Below are 26,209 nucleotides of genomic sequence, written 5' to 3'. Positions count from 1 at the left end.
GAGAAGGAAGGACAGAAGAAGAAATGCGACAGCAGGAACGGGCCAATATGTGCGAAACCCGCGCCCTTGCCTAGCGAAAAATTGGAAGGACTTGGTGCGTTTTGCGAATGAACTTCGTGGTGACACCTTCGTTCGACGCACGATAAGCGCCTGCCCGCACAATGCGCGCGTGCCTCAAAACCCGCCCGATCCCTCGCCGCCCCCACCCTATTGGCTCTACCTGCTGGAATGCGAAGGCGGCGTGTACTACGCGGGCATCGCGCTCGACGTGGAGCAGCGCTTCTTCCAGCATGTCTTCGGGCTCGGCGCCAAGTTCACGCGCGCGCGTCCGCCGCAGCGCGTGCTGGCGGCGCGCCAGTACCCCGACAAGGGCGCCGCGCTGCGGGCGGAGATCGCGCTCAAGGCGCTGCCTCGCGCGCGCAAGCTGGCGTTCTTCGACAGTTAGCCCCCCGCCGCGGGCGACCTGCGCAGCATCACCGGCAGGCACAGCAGATAGAGCACGGCGCCGGCCAGCCCTGCGCCGTGGGCTGGAGGAACAGGCGGCACCGCCCGATGCGGAAATTCGGCAGCAGGCGCTCGATGCCGCCGCGGCCTCGCGCCCGCTGCTGGCCAAGGCCTTCGCCAGCTACCGCAAGGCCGGCCCCGATGCGATGTTCGAGGTCGGCGTGGACCTCATGCTCGAAGGCGCCAAGGCGCCAAGGCGCGCCTGGAAGCTGACACCCAGCGCGGCACCAAGCCGCGCCGCTGAGCCGCCTCAGCGGTGGCGGTTATCTTCCAGGATCCAGCCCGCCGCCTTCTCCGCCATCATCAGCGTCGGGCTGTTGGTGTTGCCGCTCGTGATGGTGGGCATCGCGCCCGCATCGACCACGCGCAGGCCGTGCACGCCGCGCACGCGCAGGCGCGCATCGAGCACCGCCATCGGGTCGCCGTCGGCGCCCATCTTGGTGGTGCCGACCGGGTGGAAGATGGTGGTGGCGATGTCGCCGGCCAGCCGCGCGAGGTCTTCGTCGGTCTGGTATTGCACGCCGGGCTTCCACTCCTGCGGCTTGTACTTCGCGAGCGCGGGCTGCTGCGCGATGCGGCGCGTCACGCGCAGCGAATCGGCCGCGACCTTGCGGTCTTCCTCGGTGCTCAGGTAGTTGGGCGCGATGGCGGGCGCATCTTCGAAACGCGCGCTCTTGATGCGCACCGTGCCCCGGCTCGTCGGGTTCAGGTTGCACACGCTCGCGGTGAAGGCCGGGAAGCTGTGCAGCGGCTCGCCGAAGGCGTCGAGCGACAGCGGCTGCACGTGGTACTGGATGTTGGGCCACGCGCGGTCGGGCGAGCTGCGCGTGAAGGCGCCGAGCTGCGACGGCGCCATGCTCATCGGGCCGCTGCGTTTCAGCAGGTATTCGAGACCGATCTTCGCCTTGCCGACCAGCGACGAGGCCAGCACGTTGAGCGTGGGCGCGCCCTCGATCTTGTAGACCGCGCGGATCTGCAGGTGGTCCTGCAGGTTGGCGCCGACGCCGGGCGCGTCCAGCGCCACGTCGATGCCGTGCTGGCGCAGCAGATCGGCCGGGCCGACGCCCGACAGCTGCAGGATCTGCGGCGAGCCGATGGCGCCCGCGCTGAGGATCACTTCGCACTCGGCGTGCGCCGTGGTCATCTCGGTGCCGTCCCACACCTGCGCGCCGGTGCAGCGCTTCGTGCCGTCGGGCAGCGTCTCGAACAGCAGGCGCGACACCTGCGCGCCGGTCCACAGCTCGAAGTTGGGGCGGCCATAGCAGGTGGGCCGCAGGAAGGCCTTGGCGGTGTTCCAGCGCCAGCCGTTCTTCTGGTTGACCTGGAAGTAACCCACGCCTTCGTTGCTGCCGCGGTTGAAGTCGGCGGTGTGCGGCACGCCGGCCTGCACGGCCGCGTCAGCAAACGCATCGAGGATGTCCCAGCGCAGCCGCTGTTTCTCGACACGCCACTCGCCGCCCGCGCCGTGCATCTCGTCGGCGCCGAGGTAGAAGTCTTCGTGCTTGCGAAAGGCCGGCAGCACGTTCTCCCAGCGCCAGCCTTCGTCGCCCGTGAGTTCAGCCCAGTGCTCGTAGTCGCGCGACTGGCCGCGCATGTAGATCATGCCGTTGATGCTGGAGCAGCCGCCCAGCGTCTTGCCACGCGGATAGCGCAGCGTGCGGCCGTTCAGGCCCGCGTCGGGCTCGGTGTTGTAGAGCCAGTCGGTGCGCGGGTTGCCGATGCAGTACAGGTAGCCCACCGGAATGTGGATCCAGTGGTAATCGTCCTTGCGGCCGGCCTCGATGAGCAGCACACGCTTGGTCTTGTCGGCGCTCAGCCGGTTGGCGATGAGCGAGCCGGCGGTGCCGGCGCCGATGATGATGTAGTCGAAGGTGGTGTCGCTCATGGCGGCTGGCTTTTTGTCTCTCGTTGTTCTTCGGATGCGAAGCGCCGCGCGTGCGGCGCCCCCTTTTACCTTTACTTCGCCGTGGGCATCACGAACTCGGCGCCCTTGCCGATGCTCTCGGGCCAGCGCTGCATGATCGACTTCTGCTTCGTATAGAAGCGCACGCCCTCTTCGCCATACGCGTGCATGTCGCCGAACAGGCTCTTCTTCCAGCCGCCGAAGCCGTGCCAGGCCATCGGCACCGGGATCGGCACGTTGATGCCGACCATGCCGACCTGGATGCGGCGGCCGAACTCGCGCGCCACGTTGCCGTCGCGCGTGAAGCAGCTCACGCCGTTGCCGAACTCGTGCGCGTTGATGAGGTCGACGGCTTCCTTGAAGGTCGCGACACGCAGGCAGCCCAGCACGGGGCCGAAGATCTCTTCCTTGTAGATGCGCATCTCGGGCGTGACGTGGTCGAACAGCGTGCCGCCCATCCAGAAGCCATCGCCGCAGCCTTCGCCAGCCTTGTTGCCGTCGAACTGGCGGCCGTCGACCAGCAGCTTCGCGCCTTCCTTCTCGCCCTGCGCGATGTAGCCGGTGATGCGCTCGTGCGCGGCGCGCGTGACGATCGGGCCCATCTCGGCCGCGAGGTTCTCGCCGTTGAGCACCTTCAGCGTCTTCGTGCGCTCGATGAGCTTGGGCAGCAGGCGGTCGGCCACGTCGCCCACCAGCACCGCGACGCTGATCGCCATGCAGCGCTCGCCGGCCGAGCCGTAACCGGCGCCGATGAGGGCGTCCACGGCCTGGTCGATGTCGGCGTCGGGCATGACGACCATGTGGTTCTTCGCGCCGCCCAGCGCCTGCACGCGCTTGCCGTGGCGGGCGCCGGTCTCGTAGATGTAGTTGGCAATGGGCGTGGAGCCCACGAAGCTGATCGCCTTGACGTCGGGGTGCTCCAGCAGCGCGTCGACCGCGGCCTTGTCGCCCTGCACCACGTTGAACACGCCGTCGGGCAGGCCGGCCTTCTTGAGCAGCTCGGCCATCAGCAGCGACGGGCTGGGGTCGGTCGGGCTGGGCTTGAGCACGAAGGTGTTGCCCGCGGCGATGGCCACCGGGAACATCCACATCGGCACCATCACCGGGAAGTTGAAGGGCGTGATGCCGGCCACAACGCCCAGCGGCTGGCGCAGCGTCCAGTTGTCGATGCCGGTGCTCACCTGGTCGGTGAAGTCGCCCTTGAGCAGCTGCGGAATCCCGCAGGCGAACTCGACGATGTCGATGCCGCGGCTCACCTCGCCCTGCGCGTCGGTGAAGACCTTGCCGTGCTCGGCGGTGATGAGGTGGGCGAGCTCGTCCTTGTGCTGGTTGAGCAGCTCCAGGAACTTGAACATCACGCGCGCCCGGCGGATCGGCGGCGTGTCGGCCCAGGCCGGGAACGCGGCCTGCGCGGCGGCCACGGCGGCGGCCACCTGGGCGGCGTCGGCCAGGCCGACCTTGCCGGTGACGGCGCCAGTGGCGGGGTTGGTCACGTCCTGCGTGCGGCCGGAGGTGTTGGCGGCAGGGGCGCCGGCGATGTGGTGATCGATATTTCGGGTGCTGATGGACATGTGCGGGTCTCCTGAAGGCAATTTGGCCCAATCCACGAAGAGAAAGCCAATGAATTCGCGTCGATGGCGCTATAAATCAGTCTTATATGACTACGTCATCGATGGACCTCCAGATTCTGCGCGCCTTCATCCTGGCGGCGCGCGAAGGCAACGTCTCGCGCGCCGCCGAGAAGCTGCACCTGACGCAGCCTGCGGTGAGCCTGCAGCTCAAGCGTTTCGCGGAAGAAACCGGGCTGGTGCTCTTCACCCGCACGCCGCACGGGCTGGCGCTCACGGCCGACGGCGCGGCCATGCTGCCGCAGGCCGAGCGCGTGCTGGCGGCCGTGGGCGACCTGCAGCAGGCCGCGCGCAACCTGCAGGTCACGGTGCGCGGGGCGCTGCGCATCGGCACCATCCTCGACCCCGAGTTCACGCGGCTGGGTGTGTTCCTGCGCGAGCTGGTCGAGGCCGCGCCGCAGATCGAGACCGAGCTGCGCCACGGCATGAGCGGCAGCGTGCTGGCGCAGGTGCTGCGCGGCGAGCTCGACGTGGGCTTTCACCTCGACCCCGGCAATCCGGACGACACACCCGACGACGCCGCGCCGGCGCCGCTGGCGGTGCGCACCCTCACCCGCTTCAGTTACCGCGTGGTCGCGCCGGCCGGCTGGGGCCCGCAGGTGCTGGGGCGCGACTGGAAGGCGCTGGCCGCCCTGCCCTGGCTCGCCACGCCGCCCGAGTCGGCGCACCACCGTTTGCTGGAACGCGTGTTCGGCCCGCTCGGCCTGGCGCCCCGGCGCGTGGCGCTGGTCGACCAGGAGGCCTCGATGCTCGACCTGCTGAAGTCGGGCGTGGGCCTGAGCCTGGTGCGCGACTCGATCGCCATCCGCGAAAGCCAGGCCCACGGCCTCGTGCTGGCCGACCGCGTGCGGCTGGATTGCGCGCTGCGTTTCGTCTCGCTGGCCGCGCGGCGCGACGAGCCCGTGATCGCCAGCGCCTGGGATGCGCTGGCCCGGGCCTGGAGCTGAAGATTGGCTGAAAAAAACGGCGTCTGGCCCTACGCAAACGAAGGGCCAGACGCACACAAGTGCCGGATGCACGCGGTTACGATGCGCGCTCTCGCTTGGACCTTTGTTTACGTTTTGTCCCGCACCTTTGCCCATGTCGCCCACCCCGTCGCCCGCTGACGCCCCCGCCACCGACGACGCCTTCGCGCCGCCGCGCGCGCAGACGCAGGACGTGGACGGCCGCACCTGGGCCGTGGCCAGCGGTTGCTGGACCACGCTGGCGATGTCGACGCGCCCGGCCTGGGAGGCGTTGGCCAGGGACCTCGCGGCGCTGCCGCCCGCGGACGACCGGGCCTGGGACCTGCGCCCCATCGGCCAGCTCGACCACATCGGCGCCCAGCTGCTGTGGGAGCACTGGCGCCAGGCCTGGCCGGCCACGATCGAGCTGTCGCCGCAGCACCAGGCGGTGCTCGACCAGGTGGCGAAGTTCACGGTGGCCACGCCCGACGAGCCGCCCAAGTCGCTGAGCGACCGGCTGCACGCACTGGCCCACCACGGCCCGCGCGCGATGGTCGTGCTGCGCGACTTCGTCGGCCTCATCGGCCAGCTCGCGCTCGACCTGTGCACGCTGGCGCGCGCGCCGCACCGCGCGCCGTGGCGCGACTTCTCGGGCCACCTCTATCAGTTCGGCGCCACGGCGCTGCACATCACGGCGCTGGTCGGCCTCTTGATCGGCGTGGTGCTGGCGTACCTGATCTCCCAGCAGCTGCGCAACTACGGCGCCGAGGCCTTCGTGGTGAACATCCTCGGGCTGTCGCTGATCCGCGAGCTCGGGCCGGTGCTGGCCGCCGTGCTGATCGCGGGCCGCTCGGGCTCGGCGATCACGGCGCAGATCGGCGTGATGCGGGTCACCGAAGAGCTCGACGCGATGCGCGTCATGGGCATCCCGCACGGCTTCCGTCTCGTGATGCCGCGCGTGCTGGCGCTGGCCATCGCGATGCCGCTGATCAGCCTGTGGACCTCGATGGCGGCGCTGGCCGGCGGCATGCTCGCGGCCGACGCCGCGCTGGGCATCTCGCCGTCGTATTTCCTGTCGGCCTTGCCGCGCGCGGTGCCCATCTCCAACCTCTGGCTGGCCCTGGCCAAGTCGGCGGTGTTCGGCGTGCTGATCGCGCTGATCGGCTGCTACTTCGGCATGAAGGTCAAACCCAACACCGAGAGCCTGGGGCGCGGCACCACGTCGTCGGTCGTGACCTCGATCACCGCGGTGATCCTGGTCGACGCGCTCTTCGCAGTGCTGTTCAAGGGCATAGGATTCCGCGGATGAACGCCGCCGTGACGTCCCCGTCGAACACCGTGGTCGACATCCGCAAGCTCTGGACCGTGTTCAAGAGCCCCGATGGCGAACAGGTGGTGCACCGCGACCTCGACCTGCACCTCGACCGCGGCGAGGTGCTGTCGCTGGTCGGCGGCTCGGGCACCGGCAAGACGGTGCTGCTGCGGCAGATCCTCGGGCTGCAGAAACCCACGAAGGGCGCGGTCGAGGTGCTGGGCCGGGCGCCGGGCGAACTCAGCGCGGCCGGTGCGGCCAACGTGGGCATGCTGTTCCAGCACGGGGCGCTGTTCTCGGCCTTCAGCGTGCTGGAGAACATCGCCTTTCCGCTGCGCGAACTCAAGCTGCTGCCCGACGAGCTGATCCGCAACGCCGCGCTCGTGAAGCTGCAGATGGTGGGGCTGGAGCCGCAGCATGCGAACAAGAGCCCGTCGGACCTGTCGGGCGGCATGATCAAGCGCGTGGCGCTGGCGCGCGCGCTCATCATGGACCCGCCGCTGCTGCTGCTGGACGAGCCCACGGCCGGCCTCGACCCCGAAGCCTCCGACAGTTTCTGCGACCTGCTGCGCGGCCTGCACCGCGAGTTGGGCCTGACGGTCGTGATGGTCACGCACGACCTGGACACCCTGTTCGACCTGAGCACCCGCATCGCGGTGCTGGCCGACCAGAAGGTGATCGTGAGCGGCACGGCGCGCGAAGTCATCGCCTACCCGCATCCCTTCATCCACGAATACTTTCTCGGCGGGCGCGGCCAGCGCGCCCTGGAGGCGCTGCACGACAAGCCCGCCGCCGGCAAAGCACCACCCGCGCCGCAGCCCGAGGCCGCGCGCGCTGAAGAAAGGTAGGTCCCCTCATGGAAAACAAGGCCCATGCCCTCGCCGCCGGCGCCTTCGTGCTCGGCCTGATCGCCGCGCTCGTCGCGCTGGTGGTCTGGTTCACGCGCGACAACACCGTGCGCAACGTGTACGAACTCTCCACCCGCGACGCCGTGAGCGGCCTGCAGCCGCAGGCCCAGGTGCGCTACCGCGGCATCTCGGTCGGCAAGGTGACCTCGATCGACTTCGACCCCAAGACCAAGGGCAACGTGCGCGTGCGCATCACGGTCGACGAGCGCGTACCGCTCACCACCTCCAGCTTTGCCACGCTGAGCTACCAGGGTGTGACCGGCCTGGCCTTCATCGCGCTGGACGACGAGGGCGAATCGACCGTCGCGCTCAAGCCCGACAACAACAACCCGCCGCGCATTCCGCTCAAGCCCTCGATGCTCGCGAAGCTGCAGGACCGCGGCGAGGAAATCATCGACCAGGTGGAAGAAGTGACCAAGCGCGCCAACGCGCTGCTGGCCGACGCGAACCAGAAGCGCGTGGCCGACGCGCTGGAGAACATCGCGGCCGCCTCGGCCAGCGCCAATACGCTGCTCAAGCAGCTCGACAACACCGTCAAGACCGGCCTGAACCCGACGCTGGCCGCCATGCCCGAAACGCTGTCGACGGTGAAGAAGGCGGCCGGCGACGTCTCGCGCGTGGCCAACAACTTCAACTCCACCGTGGGCCGGCTCAACGCACCCGACGGCCCGGTCGAACGCCTGAGCGAGGGCACCAAGGCGCTGGCGCAGGCGGTCGACTCGTTCAACGCCGCCACCCTGCCGCGCGTGAACCGCGTGGCCGACGACACCGCCCACGCGGTGCGCCGCCTGGGCCGCGCGGCCGACAGCATCAACGACAACCCGCAATCGCTGCTGTTCGGCAATGGCGGCGCCGCCGCGGGCCCGGGCGAGCCCGGCTTCGTTGCACCCGCCGCACGCCACTGACCGGGAGCAGACACACCATGCGCATGAAGAACACCCTCCCCGCCCTCGCCAGCCTCGGCTGCGTGCTGCTGGTCGCCGGCTGCGGCATGCTGCCCGACAAGCCGGCGCGCGCCACGCTGTACGACTTCGGCCCCGGCCTTTCGGCCACTGCCCCTGCAGCAGCGCCTGCCACGGCGTTGCCGGCGCTGTCTCTCGCGGAGTTCGACAGCAACACGCGCCTGGACGGCACGCAGATCCTGTACCGCCTGGGCTACGCCGACGCCAACGAACTGCGCCCCTACGGCCAGTCGCGCTGGAGCCTGCCGCCCGCGCAGCTGCTGCGCCAGCGGCTGCGCGACACGCTGGCCGAGCGCCGCACCGTGCTCGGCCCCGAAGAAAGCGCGACGCTCGCGCGCACCGAGGGCATCGTGCCCGACACGCTGCGCATCTCGCTCGACGAGTTCAGCCACTACTTCGACGCGCCCGCCAGCAGCACGGGCCTGGTGCGCCTGCGCGCCACGCTGGTCCGCACCGCCACCGGCGGCGACCGCGTGATGGGCCAGCGGACCTTCACCGTGCGTCGCCCCGCCGCCAGCGCCGACGCGCCCGGCGGCGTGAAGGCGCTCATCGCGGCGAGCGACGCGGCCATGGCCGAGGTCGTGCAGTGGGTCGACCAGTTGCAGCAGCAGGAGCCGCCGCAGCCGCGCACGGCGGCGCCGCGGCGCTGAACCGTCGGCGACCTGCTTTTCTCTTCCTTCCAACCAACCCTGAGGAGACCCGTCCCATGAACGCAACGCGCATCGTCGGCATCCTGCTGGTCGTCGCCGGCATCGCCGGGCTCGGCCTGGGCGGCTTCAGCTTCACCAAGGAAACCCACCAGGCCAAGCTGGGCCCGCTGGAGTTCTCGGTGAAGGAAAAACAGACCATCAACATCCCGGCCTGGGCCGGCGTGGCGGCGATCGTGGTGGGCGGCGCGCTGGTGCTGCTGGGTGGCAAGAAGGGCTGAGCGCCCGCCAATCACTGCCATGGCCGACGCCTTCGTGCCGCTGGAAGGCGGCTGCACCTGCCGGCAGGTGCGCTACCGCCTGAACGCCCCGCCGCTGTTCGTGCACTGCTGCCACTGCCGCTGGTGCCAGCGCGAGACGGGCTCGTCCTTCGCGCTCAACGCGCTCATCGAACCCGAGCATGTGCAGGTGCTGCAGGGCGCGGTCGACCTGGTGCTCACGCCCTCGGCCAGCGGACGCGGCCAGAAGTACGCGCGCTGCCCGGCCTGCCACGTCGCGCTGTGGAGCCACTACGCCGGCGCCGGCGACGCCGTGAGCTTCATCCGCGTGGGCACGCTCGACACGCCCGACCGGTTGCCGCCGGACCTGCACATCTTCACGATGTCCAAGCAGCCGTGGGTGGTGCTGCCGCCCGGTGCCGCGGCGGTACACGAGTATTACGACCGCAAGGACTACTGGCCTGCCGAGAGCCTCGCGCGCTGGCGCGTGCTGCGCGAGAAGATGCGGGCCGACTAACGCTTCAGTCGCCCGCCATGCCGGCGACCAACTTCGGCAGCAGGTCTTCCGACGCCCCCCGCAACACCACCGCCGCCGCATCGTCCAGATGCGGCAATGGCTCGATGTTCAGCGTGACCAGCCGCGCACCGCGCGCCATCGCCAGCTTGGGCAGTTCGGCCGCCGGGTAGACGATGGTGGTGCTGCCGACCACCAGGAACAGGTCGGACTCCTGCGCCGCCACCTGGGCGTCGAGCAGCACGCCGGCGTTCAGCATCTCGCCGAACATGACCACGTCGGGCCGCGCGTGCGAGCCGCAGCGCAGGCAGCGGTGAAAGGGCCACGGGCCGCTGCGGTTGCCGCAGTGCTCGCAGCGCCAGCGGCGCAGCGAGCCGTGCAGTTCGAGCACATCCTGTCCGCCGGCCTTGCCGAGCAGGCCGTCGACGTTCTGCGTGATGAGCCGGGTCGCGGGGCGCAGCCGCTGCAGCTGTGCGAGCGCGAGGTGGCCGGGATTGGGCGATGCGGTCTCGATCAGCGGCAGGCGCTGGGCCCAGAACTTCGTGAAGCCGCCGGGGTCGCGCGCGAGGTCGTCGGCATGCGAGAACTTGAGCGCGTTCTGGCTCATCCACAGGCCGTCGGCGTCGCGGTAGGTCGGGATGCCCGAGGCCTTGGACAGCCCCGCGCCCGAGAAGACCACGATGCGCCGCGCACCGCGCAGCAGCGCCACGGTGCGGTCGATGCGCAGCGCGAGGTCGTCGGAGGAAGAAGAAGACGTGGAAGACAAGGCGGAAGAAAACAGGGTCATCGATCGGAAACGGAGGGCACCACGGCGCCGGTGGCGCTCGCCCCCAGGCGTTGCGACACCGTGCCCGCGCAGGCCTTGAGCGCGCGCGCGATCTCGCCGTCCCAGGCGGTGTGGAAGATGCCGGCCGGGCCGATGGCGGTCACGGCCAGCACGATGGCGCCGGTGTGGTCGAACACGGGCGCGGCCATGGCGCTCACGCCCTCGATCACCTCGCCGTCGGAGCGGCTGATGCCGTGGTCGCGCACTTCCTGGCACTGGCGTTCGAAGTCGCTCCACGAGGGCAGCGGCTGCACCGGCGGCATGCCGGCCGGCGGCGCGGGCTCGGCGGCGCCCTTGCGCTGCTTCTGGCGCTGGCGCTCGTCCTCGAGCTGCGCGCGCACCACCGCCGGGTCGAGGTAGGCGGCAAAGACGCGGCCCGAGGCCGTGTTGGTGAGCGAGAACACCGTGCCGTGGCGCATGTTCACGTGCACCGGCGAGGGCGACTCGGCCGTGCGCACGATGGTCGCGCCGCGCGCGCCCCACACGGCCAGCGCCACGGTGTGGCCGATCTGCTGCGCGAGCTGGCCGATCAGCGGCGTGGCGATGTGCACCGGGTCGGCCTGCTGCAGGCTGATCAGCCCCAGTTGCAAGGCCAGCGGGCCGAGCAGATAGTGGCCGCTGGCGCGGTCCTGCTCGATGAGGCCCAGCCGGCCGAAGCTCACCATGTACGGGTGGGCCTTGGCGGCCGTCATGTCCGCTTCGCGGGCAAGGTCTTTGAGCGCCATCGGGCGGCCGTGGTGCACCAGCGCGCGCAGCAGCTGCCCGCCGACTTCGATGCTCTGGATGCCGCGCTGGGCGCGGTCGGTGTCAGTCGCTGCCATGGCCACCTTGCCGTCTGGTTGTTCGTTCATGAAGAAGGCATTAGACATGAACTGATCTCGGGCTTACACTCCGCGCATTCGTTATCTGCAAACTCGTTCGCCTTAAACGAATAAGGCGAATCCCAAAACCACCCCACCGGAGACACACGATGAGCCAAGCCAAGAAATTCGCCAGCCAGGCCGACCTGGAAGAAAAGAAGATCACCTTCAGCCAGATCTCGGAGCACGCCTGGGCCTACACGGCCGAGGGCGACCCCAACACCGGGATCATCATCGGCGACGACTGCGTGCTGGTGGCCGACACCCAGGCCACGCCCGCCATGGCGGCCGACGTGGTGCGCCGCATCCGCGAAGTGACCGACAAGCCCATCAAGTACGTGGTGCTCACCCACTACCACGCGGTGCGCGTGCTGGGCGCGGCCGGCTACGGCGCCGAACACATCCTGGCCAGCCAGGACACGCGCGACCTGATCGTCGAGCGCGGCGAGGAAGACAAGGCCAGCGAAATCGGCCGCTTCCCGCGCCTGTTCCAGAACGTCGAGACCGTGCCCCCGGGCCTGACCTGGCCCACCATGACCTTCACCGGCAAGATGACCCTGTGGCTGGGCAAGCTCGAAGTGCAGCTGCTGCAGCTGGGCCGCGGTCACACCAAGGGCGACACGGTCGTCTGGCTGCCCCAGGAGCGCGCGCTGCTGTCGGGCGACCTGGTCGAGTTCGGCGCCACGCCGTACGCCGGCGACGCCTACTTCCAGGACTGGCCGCAGACGCTGGACAACATCGCCGCCCTGAAGCCCCTGGCCCTGGTGCCGGGCCGCGGCGCCGCGCTGACCACGCCCGAAGCCGTGGCCGAGGGCCTGAACGGCACGCGCGCCTTCATCTCCGACGTGTACGCCAGCGTGCAGGAAGGCGTGAAGGCCGGGCGCGACCTGAACGCGGTCTACAAGGAAACCTACGCGAAGCTGCAGCCCAAGTACCAGCAGTGGGTCATCTTCGACCACTGCATGCCCTTCGACGTGAGCCGCGCCTACGACGAGGCCTCGGGCCACGCCGACCCGCGCGTGTGGACGGCCCAGCGCGACATCGACATGTGGAAGGCCCTGGAAGGCTGATCACGCCGCGACCTTCCCCCGCGCGGGGAAGGCGACGGAAACGACAAGGACACGGAGACATCACGTGATCGACTATCAAAGCCTGCGCTTCGACTACACCCGCCACGCCGACCAGGACGCCGCCGCGCCCGCCCACCACCCCGTGGTGGTCGTGGGCGCCGGCCCGGTGGGCCTCACGCTCGCCATCGACCTCGCCCTGCGGCAGGTTCCCGTGGTGCTGCTCGACAACGACAACAGCCTGTCCAGCGGATCGCGCGCGATCTGCTTCGCCAAGCGCACGCTCGAGGTGTTCGACCGCCTCGGCTGCGGCGACCGCATGGTGGACAAGGGCGTGTCGTGGAACGTCGGCAAGGTGTTCTTCCATGACGAGCAGGTCTACCGCTTCGACCTGCTGCCCGAGCCCGGTCACGAGCGCCCGGCCTTCATCAACCTGCAGCAGTACTACGTCGAGGGCTACCTCGTCGAACGCGCCGCGGCGCTGCCGCTGATCGACCTGCGCTGGAACAACAAGGTCACCGGCATCGAGCAGGGCGACGACGGCGCGGTGCTGACCGTGGAAACGCCCGAGGGCGAGTACCGCCTGCAGGCCGGCTACGTCGCCGCCTGCGACGGCTCGCGCTCCAACCTGCGCCAGATGCTGGGGCAGGAAGCCAAGGGCCGCGTGTTCCGCGACCGCTTCCTGATCGCCGACATCACGATGGACGCGCAGCTGCCCACCGAGCGCCGCTTCTGGTTCGACCCCTCGTTCCACCCCGGCCAGAGCGTGCTGCTGCACAAGCAGGCCGACGGCATGTGGCGCGTCGACTTCCAGCTCGGCTGGGACGCCGACCCGGTGGAAGAGCGCAAGCCCGAGCGCATCACGCCGCGCGTGCGCGCGCTGCTGGACAGCATCGGCTTCGAAGGCGTGCAGTTCCAGATCGGCTGGGCCAGCGTCTACACCTTCGCCTGCCAGCGCATGGAGCGCTTCCGCCACGGCCGCGTGCTGTTCGCGGGCGACTCGGCGCACGGCGTGTCGCCCTTCGGTGCGCGCGGCGCCAACTCGGGCGTGCAGGACGCCGACAACCTCGCCTGGAAGCTCGCGGCCGTGCTGGCCGGCGACGCGCCCGACGCGCTGCTCGACAGCTATGCCAGCGAACGCGAATTCGCGGCCGACGAGAACATCCGCAACTCCACGCGCGCCACCGACTTCATCACGCCCAAGAGCGAGGTGAGCCGCCTCTTCCGCGACGCGGTGCTCGAGCTCACCAAGCGCCACGCCTTCGCGCGCTCGCTGGTCAACAGCGGACGGCTGTCGGTGGCCACGGTGCTGCGCGACTCGCCGCTCAACACGCCCGATGCCGACACCTTCGCCGGCGCGATGGTGCCCGGCGCGGCCGCGGCCGACGCGCCCGTGCGGCGCGCCGACGGCAGCACCGGCTGGCTGCTGCGCGAATGCCATGTGGCGCGCTTCACCGCGCTGGTGTTCGGCACCGGCGACGCCGCCGAGCGCAGCCTGCAGGCGTTGAAGAGCAGCGACCTCGCGCTGCATGTGGTGCGCGTGGAAGGCACCGGCGCCGACACCGAACTCGCCACGCAGCGCTACGACGCGCAGCCCGGCACCGTCTACCTGCTGCGGCCCGACCAGCACGTGTGCGCGCGCTGGCGACAGCCCACGGCGGCGAACCTGCGCGCGGCCCTCGACCACGCACTGGCAAAGGCATGACCCCGATGCAACAACAGCTGATCACCACGCCGAACCTCGAAGCGCCCGACGATTTCTACGAGGCGCTCATCGAGGCCCACCAGGGGCTTTCCACCGAAGAAAGCCACGCCTTCAACGCACGGCTCGTGCTCGTGCTGGCCAACCACGTCGGCTCGCTGGCCGTGCTGCGCGAAGCCTTCGACGCGGCGCGCGCCGGCTGAACGGCCGCACGTTCCCACCTCATCGCGACTTTCGAAAGACAAGCCCATGACCCAAGCAACACCCGCCGCCGAACGGCGCTACCAGAGCGGCTTCGGCAACGAGTACGCCTCCGAGGCCGTGCCCGGTGCGCTGCCGCAAGGCCGCAACAACCCGCAGCGCGGCCCCTTCGACCTGTACACCGAGCTGCTCTCGGGCACCGCCTTCACGGCGCCGCGCCACGAGAACCGCCGCACCTGGCTGTACCGCCGCCAACCCTCGGTGGTGTCGGGCCGCTACCAGCCCTACGCGCAGGCGCACTGGACCACCGGCGCCGACCGCGAGATCGCGCTGCCGCCCGAGCCGATGCGCTGGGGCCCGCTGCCGCTGGACGGCGCGGCCGACGTCGACTTCATCGACGGCATGCACACGCTGGCCGCCAACGGCGACGCCGAGTCGCAGGTGGGCATCGGCTCGCTGATGTACCTCGCGGGTCGCTCGATGGAGCAGCGCGCCTTCGTCAACGCCGACGGCGAGATGCTGGTGATGCCCCAACAAGGCCGCCTCGTCGTCACGACCGAACTCGGCGTGCTCGACGTCAAGCCCGGCGAAATCGTGGTGCTGCCGCGCGGCATGGCCTTCAAGGTCGCATTGCCCGACGGCCTCTCGCGCGGCTACGTGTGCGAGAACTACGGCGCGCACTTCCGCCTGCCCGAACTCGGCCCGATCGGCTCGAACGGCCTGGCCAACGCGCGCGACTTCCAGGCGCCCGTCGCAGCCTTCGAGGCAGACGGCGGCGCCTACGAGCTGGTGAAGAAATTCGGCGGCCGCTTCTGGACCACACCGACCAAGCAGTCGCCCTTCAACGTGGTCGCCTGGCACGGCAACCTCGCGCCGGTGAAGTACGACACGGCGAACTTCATGGTCATCGGCTCGATCAGCTTCGACCATCCCGATCCGTCGATCTTCACCGTGCTGACCTCGCCCAGCGACACGCCCGGCACCGCCAACTGCGACTTCGTGATCTTCCCGCCGCGCTGGATGGTGATGGAAAACACCTTCCGTCCGCCGTGGTTCCACCGCAACCTCATGAGCGAGTTCATGGGCCTGGTGCTGGGCGAGTACGACGCCAAGCCGGGCGGCTTCAAGCCCGGCGGCGCCAGCCTGCACAACTGCATGGTGCCGCACGGACCGGACGAGGAAGCCTTCGACAAGGCCACGCACGCCGACCTCAAGCCGCACAAGCTGGACAACACGCTGGCCTTCATGTTCGAGAGCCGCTACCGTTTCATCCCGACGAACTTCGCGCTGCAAAGCCCGGCGCTCGACACCGACTACACCGACTGCTGGGCCGGCCTCAAGGACCAATTCAAGCCATGAAGATGAAGAAGAGCGCTTTCGCCCTCACCCGCCGCGCGGCGGCCGTCGCACTGCTCGCGGCGCCGTTCCTGCTGGCGCACGCGGCCGACTTTCCGTCCAAGCCCATCAAATTCATCGTGCCCTACACGGCCGGCGGCACCACCGACCTGGTGGCGCGCACCGTGGGCCAGAAGGTATCGGAGAAGCTGGGCCAGCCGGTGCTCATCGACAACCGCGGCGGCGCGGGCGGCAACATCGGCATGGACGCCGTGGCCAAGGCCGCGCCCGACGGCTACACGATCGGCTTCGGCGCGATCTCGACCAACGCGCTGAACCCGCACATCTACAAGTCGATGGCCTTCGATCCGCGCAAGGACTTCACGGCCATCAGCCTGCTGGGCATGTCGACCATCGTGCTCGAAGTGCCCGCAAGTTCGGCCATCAAGACCGTGCCCGAGCTCATCGCCGCCGCGAAGAAGAACCCCGGCCTGCCCTACGCCACCGCGGGCGCCGGCACCTCGATGAACCTGGCCGGCGTGATGTTCGCGCAGATGACCGGCACCGAGCTCACGCACGTGGCCTACAAGGGCAGCGGCCCGGCCATCACCGACATGCTGGGCAACACCATCGGCGTGATGTTCGACAACCTGCCGGCGTCGCTGCCGCACATCCAGGCCGGCAAGCTGCGCGCACTGGCGGTGGCGGGCTCCACGCGCTCGCCCTCGCTGCCCGACGTGCCGACGATGGCCGAAGCCGGCCTCAAGGGCTATGCGCTGGAGCCGTGGTTCGGCGTGTACGGTCCGGCGAAGCTGCCGGCGCCGATCGTGAAGGCGCTGAACGAGGCCTTCGTCGAAGCGCTCGCGATGCCCGACGTGAAGGCCAAGCTGCAGCAGGCCGGCTTCTCGCCGCGCGGCTCGAGCGCGCAGGAGCTGAGCGTGCTCACCGACACCGAATACAAGCGCCTGGGCGACGTCGCCAAAAAAGCGGGCATGACCGCAGACTGATCCGATTCAACGAAAGACCTCCATGACCGCACTCAACGCCACCCACGACCCGAAGCTGCGCAGCTGGGTCGCTGCCGCCAACGTGGCCGGCACCGACTTCCCGATCCAGAACCTGCCCTTCGGCCGCTTCCGCACGGCCGGCAGCAACGAGGCCTTCCGCATCGGCGTGGCCATCGGCGACCAGATCCTCGACCTGCGCGCCACCGGCCTCATCGACACCGACGACATGAACGTGCTGATGAACGCCTCGGTGAAAGACCGCCAGGCGCTGCGCGCCGCGATCTCCGCGGGCCTGGCCGAAGGCAGCGGCCAGCAGGCCGCGTGGTCGAAGGCGCTGCTCGCGCAAGCCCAGGCCGAGATGACCGTGCCCTGCCGCATCGGCGACTACACCGACTTCTACACGGGCATCCACCACGCCACCACCATCGGCAAGCTGTTCCGCCCCGACCAGCCGCTGATGCCCAACTACAAGTGGGTGCCCATCGGCTACCACGGCCGCGCCTCGTCGATCGGCGTGAGCGGTCAGACCTTCAAGCGCCCGCAGGGCCAGACCAAGGCGCCCGATGCGGTGGCGCCGAGCTTCGGCCCCTCGAAGCGGCTCGACTACGAACTGGAGCTGGGCTTCCTCGTGGGCCGCGGCAATGCGCTGGGCGAACCCATCGCCATCGGCGACGCCGAAGACCACCTGTTCGGCGTGACCCTGCTCAACGACTGGTCGGCGCGCGATCTGCAGGCCTGGGAATACCAGCCGCTGGGCCCGTTCCTCGCGAAGAACTTCGCCAGCACGCTGTCGCCCTGGATCGTGACGACCGAAGCGCTGGCGCCGTTCCGCGCGAAGTTCGAGCGCCCCGCCGAAGACCCGCAACCGCTGCCCTACCTCGATGCGCCTTCGAACCGCGACAGCGGCGCGCTCGACATCACGCTCGAAGTGCTGCTGCAGACCGCGAAGATGCGCGCCGACGGCGTGGCGCCCGTGCGCCTCACGCTGGGCAACACCACCGAGGCCGCCTACTGGACCGCCGCGCAGCTCATCACGCACCACACGGTGAACGGCTGCAACCTGCAGCCCGGCGACCTGCTGGGCTCGGGCACGCTGTCGGGCCCGCAGCCCGACCAGGCCGGCTCGCTGATGGAACTCACGCTGGGCGGCAAGCAGCCGGTCACGCTGCCGAACGGCGAGAAGCGCACCTTCCTGGAAGACGGCGACACGCTGGTGATGCGCGGCTGGTGCGAGCGCGAAGGCGCGGTGCGCATCGGCCTGGGTGAAGTCGCCGGGACGGTGGTCTGACCCTGGCCTGAGAGACGGTGCGCCCCGCGGGGCGCGCCTGTCAGGGCGTCGGCGCCGCCGACGATGCCGCGCCCGCCGGTGCCGGCACCGCGGCCGCCGCGGGCCAGGCCACCTCGCTGGCCACGCGCGGCTTGCCCATCGGCGCGCCCGCGCGGCCGATGCGCACGGCGGCCATGTCGGCCTCGCTCGGGTATTGGTCCATGAGCCAGTAGTCGAACACGCGGCGCGCCAAAGGCGCCGCGGCACCCGCGCCCCATCCGGCGTTCTCGACGATGACGGCGAGCGCGATCTTCGGGTTGTTGGCCGGTGCGTAGGCCATGAACAGCGCGTGGTCGCGCTGGTGTTCTTCGAGCGCGCGCGCGTTGTACTTGGTGTTCTTGGCCTGCGTCACGGCCTGCGCCGTGCCGGTCTTGCCGGCCGCCTGGTAGCCCGCGCCCGCGAACACACCGCGCGCGGTGCCGCTGGTGACCACGCTGGTCAGGCCTTCGCGGATCACCGCCACGTTGGCCGCCGTGTAGCCCAGGTTCTCGGCCGGCGGCTGCGGCAGCGGCACGACCTGCCCGCTGACCGTGTTGCGCATCGCCAGCGCCAGGTGCGGCCGGTGCTTCATGCCGCCGTCGGCCACGATGGCCGTGGCCTGCGCCAGCTGCAGCATGGTGAAGGCGTTGTAGCCCTGGCCGATGCCCAGCGAGATGGTCTCGCCCGCGTACCACTTCTTCTGCTCGGGCCGCTTGTAGGCGTTGCGCTTCCACTCGGTGCTGGGCAGCACGCCGCGCACTTCGCCGCCCAGGTCGATGCCGGTGATCTGGCCGAAGCCCATCGGCTTCATGAAGTCGTGGATCAGGTCCACGCCCATCTCGTTGGCCAGCGAGTAGTAGTAGATGTTGCTCGACACCTGGATCGAGCGGCGCATGTCGACGCCGCCCAGGTAGCCCTCGGGGCTGCCGAAGCGGTGGCCGCCGAAGTTGAAGTAGCCGGGGTCGTTCACCACCACGCTCGCGGCACGCTTGCCGGTCTGCAGCGCCGCCAGCGCCATGAAGGGCTTGTAGGTGGAGCCCGGCGGGTAGGTGCCGCGCAGCGCGCGGTTGAGCAGCGGCTTGTCGATCGATTCGGTGAGCGCCTGCCAGCTCTCGGTGTCGATGCCCTCGACGAACAGGTTCGGGTCGAAGGTGGGCTTGCTCACGAAGGCCAGCACCTCGCCGGTCTTGGGGTCGATGGCCACGAGCGCGCCGCGCCGGTCGCCGTACATGTCTTCCACCAGCTTCTGCAGCTTGATGTCCAGCGACAGCATGACGGTGTTGCCCGGCGTGGCCGGGTGGCTGGCGAGCCGGCGCACGGCGCGCCCGCCGGCCGAGGTTTCCATCTGCTCGACGCCGGTCTGGCCGTGCAGCATCTTCTCGTAGCTCTGCTCGATGCCCAACTTGCCGATGTAGTCGGTGCCCTTGTAATTGGCCTGGTCTTCCTCGTCCCAGTCTTCCATCGCGGTCTTCTCGCGCTGGTTGATGCGGCCGATGTAGCCCAGCACGTGCGAGGCCAGCTCGCCCTGCGGGTAGTTGCGGAACAGGCGCGCCTTGATCTCCACGCCCGGGAAGCGGTAGCGCTGTGCCGCGAAGCGCGCCACTTCCTCGTCGCTCAGGCGGGTACGGATCGGAATGGAGTCGAAGCTGCGCGAGTCTTCGCGCAGGCGCTTGAAGCGGCGGCGGTCGCGCGGCGACACCTCGAGCACGCTGGTCAGACTGTTGATGGTCTCCTCGACGTCGCCGACCTTCGAGGGCGTGATCTCCAGCGTGTAGGCCGAGTAGTTGGAGGCCAGCACGATGCCGTTGCGATCGAGGATGAGCCCCCGGTTCGGCACCACCGGCACCACGGCCGTGCGGTTGCTCTCGGCCTGCTCGGCCAGGTCGGCATGGCGCACGACCTGCAGGTAGACCAGCCGCGAGCCCAGCAGGCTGAAGGCGAACAGCACCGCCAGGCCGATGACGATCACGCGGCGCTTGAAGCGCGCCAGGTCGGCGGCAACGTTGCGGATTTCGGTCATGGCGTCAGGAAGCTTAGGCGTGCGCAGGTGCGATGGCAAATGCGAGGGGCGGCCGCCGCCGGGCCGCCCCAAGGCGGGCCGCGCCTCCCCCTTGGGGGGTGGAGTTACACGCAGCGAAGCGAAGTGAAAAGCCGGGGGGCACCATGACTAGAGGGGGCGGTTCTCGTCGGGTTCGGGCGTGCGGCGCTGGGGCGCCAGCAGCAGCGCGGTGGCCAGCGGCCACAGCGCCGCCTCGAGGGCCGGCGAGACCAGCACGCCCCAGCCCGGGAACACGCCGCCGCCGATCATGCGCGTGATCACCTCGATGAACTGCGACAGCGCAAACAGCGGCAGCACCTGCAGCGCCTGCGAGAGCACCGGGTACCACAGCAGGCGCCGGTGGATCATGATCGCAAAGAAGCCCAGCGTGGTGTAGGACAGCGCATGCTGGCCCAGCATCGACGACTGGTGCACGTCCATGAGCAGGCCGAACATGAAGGCCGCGCCGATGCCCACGCGCGCGGGCTGGTGCACGCCCCAGAACACGATCACCAGCGCCAGCAGGTCGGGCATCCAGGCGGCGCGGCCGATGGGGATCATGTTGACCAGCAGCGCCACGAGCAGGCTGGTCCACATGAAGACGGGGCTGACGGGCAGCAAGAGCTGCTGCTGGCCGGGGCGCTTGATCATCGCGTGGCTCCCGCCGGTTTCTTCTCGTTCTTGCCGGCGCCCGGCTTGCCTTCGGGGCGCTTGCGCTGGGTGGAGGCGGCCTCGACGTGCGGCGGCGCCACCGGGGCGCCCGAGGGCTCGAGCACCAGCACGTAGCGCGCCGCGGTCACGCGGGCCAGCGGCACGCAGTAGATGCGCGCGAAGGCCGAATCGGCGCGGCGCTCGATGCGTTCGATCTTGGCCACCGGCAGGCCGGCCGGGTAGATGCCGTCGACGCCGCTGGTGGACAGCAGGTCGCCCTCCTGCAGGTCGGCATTGGCCGCCATGAAGCGCAGCTCCATGCCGCCGCCGTGCGCCGAGGCGTCGCCGAAGGCCACGCTGCGCACGCCGGTGCGGGTGTTCTGCACGGGAATGGCCAGGTCGCGGTCGATCACCAGCGTGACCTCGCTCGTGAAGGGCAGCACCTGGGTCACCTGGCCCAGCACGCCGCGCGCGTCGATCACCGGCGAGCCGGCGGCCACGCCCTGCGCGAGGCCCTGGTCGATGACGATCTTGCGCGTGTAGGGGTCGGCCGCGTCGTACAGCACCTCGGCCGGGCGGCCCGGCGTGGTGGTGGTCTGGCGCAGTTCGAGCAGCTCGCGCAGGCGGGCGTTGTCTTGCGCGAGCGTGTCGGCGCGGCTGGCGGTCTCGGCCTGCAGCATCAGGGCCTTGCGGGCCTCGTCTTCGTTGCGCTGCGCGGTCTGCAGCTCTTCGAAGTAGCGGCTTCCGCCCATCACCAGCATGACCGGCTTGAGCGCCGCCATCTGCACCGGGTAGAGCACCGCGCCGATGGCCGAGCGGATCGGCTTCACGAGGTGAAAGCGTGCGTCGGCGACCATGAGGAAGAGCGAGAGCGCGCCGAAGAAGATCAGCTTGCTGAGTGCCGATTGCCCCTGGTTGAACAGGGGTGGCGCTGTGCGATCGAGCGTGCCCAGAGGCATGTAGTCAGACCCGGCGGTGGTGCGGCATCAAATAACAAAAAGCCGGCCTGCGCAAGCAGAGGCCGGCCGATGATGGCTTTCGCCTTTTACTCGCTCGTGAAGATGCTGCCCAGACGGTCCATGCGCTCCAGGGCGATGCCGCAGCCGCGCACCACGCAGGTCAGCGGATCTTCGGCCACGAGCACCGGCAGGCCGGTTTCCTCGGCGAGCAGGCGGTCGAGGTCGCGCAGCAGCGCGCCGCCGCCGGTGAGCATCATGCCGCGCTCGGCGATGTCGGCGCCCAGTTCGGGAGGCGTCTGTTCCAGCGCGTTCTTCACGGCCGAGACGATGTTGTTCAGGGGGTCGGTCAGGGCTTCCAGCACTTCGTTGCTGCTGATGGTGAAGCTGCGCGGCACGCCTTCGGACAGGTTGCGGCCCTTGACTTCCATTTCCTTGACTTCGGAGCCCGGGAAGGCCGAGCCGATGTTCTTCTTGATGACTTCGGCCGTCGGCTCGCCGATCAGCATGCCGTAGTTGCGGCGGATGTAGTTGATGATGGCTTCGTCGAAGCGGTCGCCGCCCACACGGACCGAGCCCTTGTAGACCATGCCGCCCAGCGAGATCACGCCCACTTCGGTGGTGCCGCCGCCGATGTCCACCACCATCGAGCCCGAGGCTTCGCTGACGGGCAGGCCGGCGCCGATGGCCGCGGCCATGGGTTCCTCGATGAGGTAGACGGCGGTGGCGCCGGCGGCTTCGGCCGCGTCCTTGATGGCGCGGCGCTCGACCTGGGTCGAGCCGCAGGGCACGCAGATGATGATGCGCGGGCTCGGCGTGAGCAGCGTGCGCGGGTGCACCATCTTGATGAACTGCTTGATCATCTGCTCGGTGATCACGAAGTCGGCAATGACGCCGTCCTTCATCGGGCGAATGGCCTCGATGTTGCCGGGCACCTTGCCCAGCATGGCCTTGGCTTCGCGGCCGACGGCCTGGATCACCTTCTTGCCATGGGGACCGCCTTCGTGGCGGATCGCGACCACGGAGGGCTCGTCCAGCACGATGCCCTTGTTGCGGGCGAAGATCAGGGTGTTGGCGGTGCCGAGGTCGATCGCCAGGTCGGTGGAGAAGTACCGACGGAAAGCTCCAAACATGTGCGGAATCCTCTGAGCACGGCCTGCGCATCGGCAGGTCGTCGCTCTATTTTTGGGTCGTTTGACGGGGTGAATTGATCGTTTTTGGCGCAAAAGCCGGCGCGTTCGCGGGGGTTGCGGCAAAGGCGGGATAATAACCGAATCCCCTCTGAATCCCGTGTCGGCACCCTCTTCGGCGTGCGATTGCCTCCGGTTTTTTCGACCCGTCAGCCATCTATGTCTCTTTCCGCTTCCGATATTGCACGCATCGCCTCCCTGGCGCGGCTGCAGCTTGCCCCAGATGAAAGCGAGCGCATGCTCACTCAAATCAACGGCTTCTTCGATCTGGTCGAACGCATGCGCGCGGTCGACACCACCGGCGTCGAGCCGCTGGCGCACCCCGTGGCCGCGCTCGAAGACGTGACGCTGCGCCTGCGCGACGACGTCGTGAGCGAGCCGAACAACCGCGAAGCCAACCAGAAGAGCGCCCCGGCCGTCGAAGCCGGCCTGTTCCTCGTGCCCAAGGTGATCGAATGATGAGCAGCGGTGAACTGCACCAATTGAGCGTGGTCGCGCTGGCCAAAGCGCTGGCCGATCGCAAGGTGTCGGCCGTCGAGGCCTCGCAGGCGTTTCTCGGCCGCATGAAGGCCCACGAGTCGCTCGGCACCTTCGTCGACGTCAACGAAGAAGTCACGCTGGCCCAGGCCCGCGCGGCCGACGCGCTCATCGCCAAGGGCAACGCGCCCGCGCTGGCCGGCGTTCCGATCGCGCACAAGGACATCTTCGTCACCACCGATTTCGCCACCACCGCCGGCTCGAAGATGCTCGCGGGCTACCGCTCGCCCTTCGATGCGACCGTGGTGCGCCGCCTGGCCGAAGCCGGCGCGGTCACGCTGGGCAAGCTCAGCTGCGACGAGTTCGCGATGGGCTCGGCCAACGAGAACGTCGCCGTGCCCGCCGTGGGCCACGACCAAGCCGTGCCGGTGCGCAACCCCTGGAACCTTGACCGCATTCCGGGCGGCTCATCGGGCGCCAGCGCCGCGGCCGTGGCCGCGCGCCTTGCACCAGCCGCCACCGGCACCGACACCGGCGGCTCGATCCGCCAGCCCGCGTCGTTCTGCGGCATCACCGGCATCAAGCCGACCTACGGGCGCGCCTCGCGCTACGGCATGGTGGCCTTCGCCTCCAGCCTCGACCAGGCCGGCCCGATGGCCCGCTCGGCCGAAGACTGCGCGCTGCTGCTGTCGGCCTTCTGCGGCCCCGACCTCGACCGCGACTCGACCTCGCTCGACAAGCCCGCCGAAGACTTCGGCCGCTCGCTGAACGATTCGCTCGACGGCCTGCGCATCGGCGTGCCCAAGGAGTTCTTCGGCGACGGCGTGGCGCCCGGCGTGCGCGCCGCCATCGATGCGGCGCTCGCGCAGTACGAGAAGCTCGGCGCCAAGCGCGTCGAGGTCTCGCTGCCGCGCACCGAGCTGTCGATTCCCGTGTACTACATCCTGGCCGCGGCCGAAGCCTCGAGCAACCTGAGCCGCTTCGACGGCGTCAAGTTCGGCCACCGCGCCAAGCAGTACAAGGACCTGGCCGAGATGTACGAGCGCACGCGCGCCGAAGGCTTCGGCGACGAGGTGAAGCGCCGCATCATGATCGGCACCTACGTGCTCTCGCACGGCTACTACGACGCCTACTACCTGCAGGCGCAGAAGGTGCGCCGCATGATCGCGGACGACTTCCAGCAGGCGCTGACGCAATGCGACGTGATCGCCGGCCCCGCCGCGCCGACCACCGCTTGGAAGATCGGCGAACACGGCGACGACCCCGTGGCCGACTACCTCGCCGACATCTTCACGCTGCCCGCATCGCTCGCAGGCCTTCCGGGCATGAGCGTGCCCGCGGGCTTCGACGGCGGCATGCCCGTGGGCCTGCAGCTGATCGGCAACTACTTCGGCGAAGCGAAGCTGCTCAACGCAGCGCACCGCTTCCAGCAAGCCACCGACTGGCACACGCGCACGCCGGAGGGCTTCTGACATGAGCGAGACCGTGAACACATTCGAAGCACAACAACAAGGCCGCCCGACCGGCCCGCTGGTGCGCGGCTATGAAGTCATCATCGGCTTCGAGACGCACGCGCAACTGTCGACCGCAAGCAAGATCTTCAGCCGCGCCTCCACCGCCTTCGGCGCCGAGCCCAACACGCAGGCCTGCGCGGTCGACCTGGCGCTGCCCGGCACGCTGCCCGTGATGAACAAGGGCGCGGTCGAACGCGCCATCAAGCTGGGCCTGGCGCTGGGCTCGCACATCGCGCCGCGCAGCGTGTTCGCACGCAAGAACTACTTCTACCCCGACCTGCCCAAGGGCTACCAGATCAGCCAGTTCGAGATCCCGGTGGTGCAAGGCGGCGCGGTGTCGTTCTTCCTCGGCGAAGAAAAGAAGACCGTGCGCCTCGTGCGCGCCCACCTCGAGGAAGACGCGGGCAAGTCGCTGCACGAAGACTTCATCGGCCAGAGCGGCATCGACCTGAACCGCGCCGGCACGCCGCTGCTGGAGATCGTGACCGAGCCCGACATGCGCTCCACCGCCGAGGCCGTGGCCTATGCGAAGGAGCTGCACAAGATCGTCACGTGGATCGGCATCTGCGACGGCAACATGCAGGAAGGGAGCTTTCGCTGCGACGCCAACGTGTCGGTGCGCAAGCCCGGCGAAAAGCTCGGCACGCGCCGCGAGATCAAGAACCTGAACAGCTTCAAGTTCATGCAGCAGGCGATCGACTACGAGATCAACTCGCAGATCGACGAGCTCGAAGAGGGCCGCGCCATCGAGCAGGCCACCGTGCTGTTCGACCCCGCCACCGGCGAGACGCGCACCATGCGCACCAAGGAAGACGCGGCCGACTACCGCTACTTCCCCGATCCCGACCTGCCGCCCCTCGTGGTGGCCGCCGAGTGGATCGAGCGCGTGCGCGCCACGATGCCCGAGCTGCCGCGTGCCACGGCCGAGCGCTATGTGCGCGACCACGGCCTGTCGGAATACGACGCCGCGCAGCTCACGCAGGGCGCGGCACTGGCGCAGTACTTCGACGACGCGGTGAATGCCGGCGCAGCGCCCAAGCTGGCCAGCAACTGGATCACCGGCGAGATGGCCCGCCGCCTGAACGCCGCCGAGATCGGCATCGAGGCCGCACCCGTGAAGGCCGCGCAGCTCGCGCAGCTGGTGACGCGCATCGCCGACGGCACGCTGCCCAACAACGCCGCGCGCCAGGTGTTCGAAGCGCTGTGGAGCGGCGAAGGCAGCGATGTCGACGCGATCATCGAAGCGAAAGACCTGAAGCCGATGAACGACGCCGGCGCGCTCGACAAGATCCTCGACGAGGTGATTGCCAAGAACGCGAAGAACGTCGAGGAATACCGCGGCGGCAAGGAGAAGGCGCTCAACGGCCTCGTGGGCCAGGTCATGAAGGCCAGCGGGGGCAAGGCCAACCCTGCGCAGGTCACCGAGCTGCTGAAAGCCAAGCTGGGCTGATCACGAACGAGCCCCGGGGCCTGGCGTCA

At 69.3% G+C, this 26,209-nt stretch carries 25 protein-coding genes; 17 read left to right on the top strand and 8 right to left on the bottom strand.

The genetic code is table 11. From position 1 onward, the window contains the following. Positions 1-169 precede the first annotated feature (169 nt). Entirely contained in the window at positions 170-445 is a 276-nt protein-coding gene (locus AC3WQR_RS22240; RefSeq protein ID WP_492743728.1) for a GIY-YIG nuclease family protein, read from the top strand. A 309-nt stretch (positions 446-754) separates the two neighbouring features. On the opposite strand, the gene AC3WQR_RS22235 is transcribed toward AC3WQR_RS22240, so the two are convergent. Both AC3WQR_RS22235 and AC3WQR_RS22230 read right to left on the bottom strand, forming a co-directional pair. Then, complete coding sequence (locus AC3WQR_RS22235; protein ID WP_492743726.1) at positions 755-2,389, bottom strand: GMC family oxidoreductase; 1,635 nt, start codon at positions 2,387-2,389, stop codon at positions 755-757. A 71-nt stretch (positions 2,390-2,460) separates the two neighbouring features. Next, on the bottom strand, positions 2,461-3,978 hold the full coding sequence (locus AC3WQR_RS22230) for a CoA-acylating methylmalonate-semialdehyde dehydrogenase (protein ID WP_492743724.1): 1,518 nt from the start codon (positions 3,976-3,978) through the stop codon (positions 2,461-2,463). An 86-nt stretch (positions 3,979-4,064) separates the two neighbouring features. On the opposite strand from AC3WQR_RS22230, the gene AC3WQR_RS22225 reads away from it, so the two are divergent. The 7 genes from AC3WQR_RS22225 to AC3WQR_RS22195 all read left to right on the top strand — a co-directional run bounded on the left by AC3WQR_RS22225 (position 4,065) and on the right by AC3WQR_RS22195 (position 9,603). Beyond that, positions 4,065-4,982: a LysR family transcriptional regulator gene (locus tag AC3WQR_RS22225; RefSeq protein WP_492743722.1), complete on the top strand. Its 918-nt coding sequence runs from the start codon at positions 4,065-4,067 to the stop codon at positions 4,980-4,982. A 133-nt stretch (positions 4,983-5,115) separates the two neighbouring features. After that, positions 5,116-6,288, top strand: coding sequence for an MlaE family ABC transporter permease (locus AC3WQR_RS22220; protein WP_139703979.1), 1,173 nt, complete (start codon positions 5,116-5,118; stop codon positions 6,286-6,288). After that, entirely contained in the window at positions 6,285-7,139 is an 855-nt protein-coding gene (locus AC3WQR_RS22215; protein ID WP_492743720.1) for an ABC transporter ATP-binding protein, read from the top strand. The genes AC3WQR_RS22220 and AC3WQR_RS22215 overlap by 4 nt, the downstream gene beginning before the upstream one ends. Positions 7,140-7,147: 8 nt before the next feature. Next, the gene (locus tag AC3WQR_RS22210) at positions 7,148-8,104 is read left to right on the top strand and encodes an MlaD family protein (RefSeq protein WP_139703980.1); all 957 of its coding nucleotides are present in this window, start codon (positions 7,148-7,150) and stop codon (positions 8,102-8,104) included. Between the two features lie 23 nt (positions 8,105-8,127). Beyond that, complete coding sequence (locus AC3WQR_RS22205) at positions 8,128-8,811, top strand: ABC-type transport auxiliary lipoprotein family protein (protein WP_492743717.1); 684 nt, start codon at positions 8,128-8,130, stop codon at positions 8,809-8,811. A gap of 56 nt (positions 8,812-8,867) precedes the next feature. Beyond that, complete coding sequence (locus tag AC3WQR_RS22200; protein WP_070063477.1) at positions 8,868-9,089, top strand: hypothetical protein; 222 nt, start codon at positions 8,868-8,870, stop codon at positions 9,087-9,089. Positions 9,090-9,108: 19 nt separating this feature from the next. Then, entirely contained in the window at positions 9,109-9,603 is a 495-nt protein-coding gene (locus AC3WQR_RS22195; protein WP_492743715.1) for a GFA family protein, read from the top strand. 4 nt (positions 9,604-9,607) lie between these two features. Here AC3WQR_RS22195 and AC3WQR_RS22190 read toward each other — a convergent pair whose 3' ends face one another. After that, a complete protein-coding gene (locus AC3WQR_RS22190) occupies positions 9,608-10,366 on the bottom strand; it encodes an SIR2 family NAD-dependent protein deacylase (RefSeq protein WP_492743713.1) in 759 nt (252 codons plus the stop codon). Positions 10,367-10,383: 17 nt separating this feature from the next. After that, positions 10,384-11,247 carry an IclR family transcriptional regulator gene (locus AC3WQR_RS22185; RefSeq protein WP_062472735.1) on the bottom strand — a complete coding sequence of 288 codons (864 nt, stop codon included), beginning with the start codon at positions 11,245-11,247 and terminating at the stop codon, positions 10,384-10,386. Positions 11,248-11,396: 149 nt separating this feature from the next. Here AC3WQR_RS22185 and AC3WQR_RS22180 point away from each other — a divergent pair, with 149 nt between their 5' ends. From AC3WQR_RS22180 to fahA, 6 genes are all read left to right on the top strand, one after another. Next, the gene (locus tag AC3WQR_RS22180; RefSeq protein WP_062472733.1) at positions 11,397-12,356 is read left to right on the top strand and encodes an MBL fold metallo-hydrolase; all 960 of its coding nucleotides are present in this window, start codon (positions 11,397-11,399) and stop codon (positions 12,354-12,356) included. 64 nt (positions 12,357-12,420) lie between these two features. Next, entirely contained in the window at positions 12,421-14,058 is a 1,638-nt protein-coding gene (locus tag AC3WQR_RS22175) for an FAD-dependent oxidoreductase (protein WP_492743711.1), read from the top strand. Positions 14,059-14,063: 5 nt separating this feature from the next. Then, positions 14,064-14,258, top strand: a complete 195-nt coding sequence (locus AC3WQR_RS22170) for a DUF2783 domain-containing protein (RefSeq protein ID WP_070063480.1) — start codon at positions 14,064-14,066, stop codon at positions 14,256-14,258. 46 nt (positions 14,259-14,304) lie between these two features. After that, a complete protein-coding gene (gene hmgA, locus AC3WQR_RS22165) occupies positions 14,305-15,615 on the top strand; it encodes a homogentisate 1,2-dioxygenase (protein WP_492743709.1) in 1,311 nt (436 codons plus the stop codon). A gap of 2 nt (positions 15,616-15,617) precedes the next feature. After that, on the top strand, positions 15,618-16,598 hold the full coding sequence (locus tag AC3WQR_RS22160; RefSeq protein WP_492743742.1) for a Bug family tripartite tricarboxylate transporter substrate binding protein: 981 nt from the start codon (positions 15,618-15,620) through the stop codon (positions 16,596-16,598). Between the two features lie 22 nt (positions 16,599-16,620). Next, positions 16,621-17,886 carry a fumarylacetoacetase gene (gene fahA / locus AC3WQR_RS22155; protein WP_492743707.1) on the top strand — a complete coding sequence of 422 codons (1,266 nt, stop codon included), beginning with the start codon at positions 16,621-16,623 and terminating at the stop codon, positions 17,884-17,886. Between the two features lie 40 nt (positions 17,887-17,926). Here the strand turns inward: fahA and mrdA are convergent, their stop codons facing one another. The 4 genes from mrdA to AC3WQR_RS22135 all read right to left on the bottom strand — a co-directional run bounded on the left by mrdA (position 17,927) and on the right by AC3WQR_RS22135 (position 22,682). After that, positions 17,927-19,924 carry a penicillin-binding protein 2 gene (mrdA, locus tag AC3WQR_RS22150; RefSeq protein WP_062472723.1) on the bottom strand — a complete coding sequence of 666 codons (1,998 nt, stop codon included), beginning with the start codon at positions 19,922-19,924 and terminating at the stop codon, positions 17,927-17,929. Between the two features lie 147 nt (positions 19,925-20,071). Beyond that, positions 20,072-20,593, bottom strand: a complete 522-nt coding sequence (gene mreD, locus AC3WQR_RS22145) for a rod shape-determining protein MreD (RefSeq protein ID WP_062472721.1) — start codon at positions 20,591-20,593, stop codon at positions 20,072-20,074. After that, positions 20,590-21,552, bottom strand: a complete 963-nt coding sequence (gene mreC / locus AC3WQR_RS22140; protein WP_095743224.1) for a rod shape-determining protein MreC — start codon at positions 21,550-21,552, stop codon at positions 20,590-20,592. The genes mreD and mreC overlap by 4 nt, the downstream gene beginning before the upstream one ends. Positions 21,553-21,638: 86 nt before the next feature. Continuing rightward, on the bottom strand, positions 21,639-22,682 hold the full coding sequence (locus AC3WQR_RS22135) for a rod shape-determining protein (RefSeq protein WP_056583929.1): 1,044 nt from the start codon (positions 22,680-22,682) through the stop codon (positions 21,639-21,641). A 216-nt stretch (positions 22,683-22,898) separates the two neighbouring features. Between AC3WQR_RS22135 and gatC the strand changes: the two genes are divergently transcribed. Genes gatC through gatB form a run of 3 tightly spaced genes read left to right on the top strand, consistent with a single transcriptional unit; the run spans position 22,899 to position 26,180 of the window. Then, entirely contained in the window at positions 22,899-23,198 is a 300-nt protein-coding gene (gene gatC, locus AC3WQR_RS22130; protein ID WP_056583926.1) for an Asp-tRNA(Asn)/Glu-tRNA(Gln) amidotransferase subunit GatC, read from the top strand. Further along, entirely contained in the window at positions 23,198-24,688 is a 1,491-nt protein-coding gene (gene gatA / locus AC3WQR_RS22125; RefSeq protein WP_492743705.1) for an Asp-tRNA(Asn)/Glu-tRNA(Gln) amidotransferase subunit GatA, read from the top strand. Before gatC ends, gatA begins: the two co-directional genes overlap by 1 nt. A 1-nt stretch (position 24,689) precedes the next feature. Continuing rightward, a complete protein-coding gene (gatB, locus tag AC3WQR_RS22120; protein ID WP_492743703.1) occupies positions 24,690-26,180 on the top strand; it encodes an Asp-tRNA(Asn)/Glu-tRNA(Gln) amidotransferase subunit GatB in 1,491 nt (496 codons plus the stop codon). Positions 26,181-26,209 lie beyond the last annotated feature (29 nt).

This window comes from Variovorax sp. FW305-3-2-15-B-LB1 (assembly GCF_058787635.1).
The sequence above is the reverse complement of the archived record's forward strand: the minus strand, read 5'-3'. Positions and strand labels throughout refer to the sequence as shown.